Annotated in this window: 3 protein-coding genes; all 3 read right to left on the reverse strand. The window is 35.3% G+C overall.

Annotated elements, in window-relative coordinates; genetic code table 11:
• Nucleotides 1–116: 116 nt before the first annotated feature.
• Nucleotides 117–2,450: a GumC family protein gene (locus E1140_RS01265; RefSeq protein WP_155178224.1), complete on the reverse strand. Its 2,334-nt coding sequence runs from the start codon at nucleotides 2,448–2,450 to the stop codon at nucleotides 117–119.
• A gap of 1 nt (nucleotide 2,451) precedes the next feature.
• Nucleotides 2,452–3,201: a polysaccharide biosynthesis/export family protein gene (locus tag E1140_RS01270; protein ID WP_185153356.1), complete on the reverse strand. Its 750-nt coding sequence runs from the start codon at nucleotides 3,199–3,201 to the stop codon at nucleotides 2,452–2,454.
• A gap of 86 nt (nucleotides 3,202–3,287) precedes the next feature.
• On the reverse strand, nucleotides 3,288–3,639 hold a 352-nt coding region (locus E1140_RS01275), incomplete at its 5' end, for a glycosyltransferase (RefSeq protein ID WP_155178228.1).

Raw genomic sequence — 3,639 nt, forward strand, 5'->3', positions numbered from 1 at the left:
GTCCAGCGATTCATCAAATGATTGAACCCCATCATCTACACCGGGTATTAAGTGAGAATGTAGATCAACTCCTAATTCTGGAATTGCAACTTCTTTTTTTTTGAATAGGCCAAACACTATTTCTTGATCAATTTCTTAATCAGTGATTGAGATTTGTTGGTCTGATCGTCATAGTAACCATAACCGTAACCATAATTTCCGGAGCGTAATTGAGGTAATGCATTCAAAACAACCGCCATATTTTTGAATTGATTAACAGAAATGAGCCTATTGAGTGTTTTCATGAATGCAGTTTGAGAGTAATTTGTTCGGACAATATACAGGGCCAAGTCTGCTTTTTTCATGGCCAGAATACCATCGGTAACTAAACCGACTGGAGGGGTGTCTAAAATGACAACATCGTATTCAGTTTTTAGTTTCATCAATAGTGTATCAAACTCACCATTCAATAATAATTCAGATGGGTTGGGAGGTGTAGGGCCTGCACTGATATAATCCAAACCCTCAATTCTTGAATGAGTAATACATTCTGAATAAGTATGCTTGTTAATTAGGACAGTACTTATGCCTTGGTTAGGGTTTTCATTCCCAAAAGACATGTGAACTCGAGGTTTTCGCATATCTAAGTCCAGAACAATAACTTTCTTTTTTGATAGTGCTATAATTGCTCCTAGATTAACAGCAACAAATGTTTTGCCTTCTCCACCAACTGTAGAAGTAACAGATATTACTTTCTGTGGGGTTTTAGGGATCATAAAATCTATGTTGGTTCTTATAGATCTTAATGATTCACTTACAGCAGATTTTGGTCTTTTATCTACAATTAAGGCAGTATTTTCAAGTTTTTCCTTTTCTTCCGGAATATGGCCTAGAATTGGTGCCTGAGATAACTTCTCTAATTCATGAATTGTTGAGATCTTATTATGAAGAAGGTATCTGATTCCTACAAAAAAGAAGCTAAAGACAAGGCCTGCAACAATACCAATTCCATGTATAATTAGCTTGTCCGGTGATATTGGTTTTGTGCCTAAAGTAGCGCTTGATAGTATTTTAAATTGAGTGGTTGTACCAGCCTGGGCTATTTGATACTCAGCTTTACTTTGCATCAATGAAAGATAGAATTCTTCATATAACTCAAAATACCGCTGGTTTTTGTTAAACTCTGTACTTTTTCCTGGAAGCTCAACAAAGTTCTTTTGAAGCCGAGCTTTTTGCTTCTGCAAATCTTTTTGGTCTGTATCATATTTGCTAATCAGCGATTTTATCTGGTTTATTAAGTTACTCTTGATGTTGTTAATTTCTTGTTCTTTACTAGTCAATGCGAACGTAGATTCTGTGTAGGAGAGCCTTAGCTTATCTCTCTCAGCTGATAGTTTAATTAGATTTTCTATAGACTCAGAGATGAATTTAGGAAATTGGCCTGGGTTGATTTCGCCAATAACCTCAAGCATATCATTTTCAAGGCTTTTTAGAACGGCAGTCGCATTTGCTGTCATCTTGGTGATTTCATACCGTTGTGAGTCAATTTCATTAATAAAATTGATTGTCCGCTCTAGGTCTGCATCAAGGTTATTAGTTCTATTCTCTATGGTGAAGTTCTCAAAGTAGTTTTCAAAACCTTCTAGCTGATTTTCTATTGTTTTTAATTCGTTGTTTAGCCAGTTAATTTTCTGGATATTTTCCCTATTTTTTTCATCCTGACTATAAGCTAAGTATATGCTGTCTATAGCATTAACCAGATCTCTGGCTTTTAACGCATTGTAATCATTTAATGTGATTCTTATTGTATTGGCATTAAGATTTAGAGGCACAACGGTGAGATTATTTTCCAAATATTTTATCAATGCCTCATCACTGTTTAAGATAAAATAATGCTGACTGAATGCCTTAGGATCCAAGTATTCTGTCGCAAAAACTACAAATTCAATATTTTCAGTCATCACGGGCTGCCCAAATTGATGTACTTCTCCTTCACCCTGATTATTATTGAAGTTTATTCTATAGGATTTTTCATCTATCAGGTCAATAAATATTTTTTTATCAAGTATTGAATTATTCTTCAAATCATACTCGACAATAAAAGGTGAGGTTTTGTACTTCTCATCATCCAAAACATTTCCTATTGTATAATATGATATGTCAAGATCGAAGTTTTCAATAACCTTATTAAAAAACAATTTGGAACGAATGAGTTCAATCTCCCCAGAGATGATGTTTAAGTTCTGATTTTCTCCGAGGGTTGTTAATCCTAATTCAGAAGCGTTGGTCTCGACATCTAATTTTAGTTCTGAACTAGATTCATATAGAGGTTTGGTCCATCGAATAAATAGGTATGCAGTCAGGTTTGTAATAAAGAAGATAAGTAGGATCCAAAAAACACTCTTCCTAAGTACATCAAGGCCTTTGTCAATGTCTATACCATCATAGCTGGAAGTGTTGCTGTTGTCCATGTTAATTAACACTTATTAAAACTGCAACCAAAGAAACTAAGCTTGTGAAAATCGATATCACTGGACCATTCTCTCTTATGAATTCTGAAAATGGTCTTCTTACGGGTTCGATGTAAACCACATCACCAGGCTCCATCAAAATATTGCCAGATTGATAGCCCTCAATCGTGGTGAGGTCCACTAAAAAAGCTTCGTTATCCCTTAATATCCTAATGTTATGACCCTTGCCACCTTTATCAATTCCGCCACTTAAGGCAATTATTTCAACAAGAGTAGTATTTTCATTTTCAAGCGGAACAACCTGTCCACCAGCAGAACCAAGAACAATAACTCTTTTGTTTAGGAAATTTATATTAACAAAAGAACTTTTATAAAACCGCTCATATTCTTTCTGAAGAATTTCTTCAGCTTCGTGCAAAGTCTTTCCCTCTAACTCAACCTCTCCTACCATAGGGGCTTTTACATAACCATCATTTCGAACCAGATATTTCAGTTCAGGCCTTAACCTTTCTGCATTAATGTTAGTATTTGCAAGTTCAAAATCAGGGTCTATTATTTTTTCACCATTTTTAGTAAATACTTCTAAGGTTAGATAATCGCCAATTTCAATGATTCTGTTACTGTTTACTTCTAGTTGTTGCTGATTAGGGGCAGGTAATTGATCAGATTTAAAAAGAATGTTTTGCTTATAGGAACTACAGGCAGAAAGCAACAAGGCAAGCACGGTTATTTTCAACCAATTATTTAGCATAATACAGTCTAAAAAATATTTGTTTAGCATCTCCAACAAGGTGAAGTTGTACTAAAGTAGTACGTCAAACGTTGGCAGAAAAATATTTAGGATAATAATTCTTGGATTGTATTGAGATATTTTTTGATAACAATCTGCTCATCAAATTGATTCTCAACCTTTTTACGACCGTTCACTCCAAGATTTTTAAGTTCATCGTTATTTAGAGAGGCCATAGTTTCCAACTTATTGGCCAAGTCCTCCGGATCTTTCATTCTACACAACAATCCATTCACACGATCATCAACAACATCTCTACAGCCTGGCACATCGGTGGTAACAATTGGCTTACCAGAACTTGCTGCTTCTAAGAGGCTTTTTGGGGTGCCCTCTCTGTAGGAAGGCAAAACCACACAATCGGCATTATTTATAAAGGCTCTTACATCTTCAGCCTTTCCT

Origin of the sequence: Fulvivirga lutimaris (assembly GCF_009711525.1) — a bacterium.
Classification (GTDB): Bacteria; Bacteroidota; Bacteroidia; order Cytophagales; family Cyclobacteriaceae; genus Fulvivirga; species Fulvivirga lutimaris.

What these genes read in the sequence shown, in the direction of transcription:
- E1140_RS01265 (WP_155178224.1), bottom strand. Translation starts at nt 2,450, where the DNA reads ATGGACAACAGCAACACTTCCAGCTATGATGGTATAGACATTGACAAA.
- E1140_RS01270 (WP_185153356.1), bottom strand. Translation starts at nt 3,201, where the DNA reads ATGCTAAATAATTGGTTGAAAATAACCGTGCTTGCCTTGTTGCTTTCT.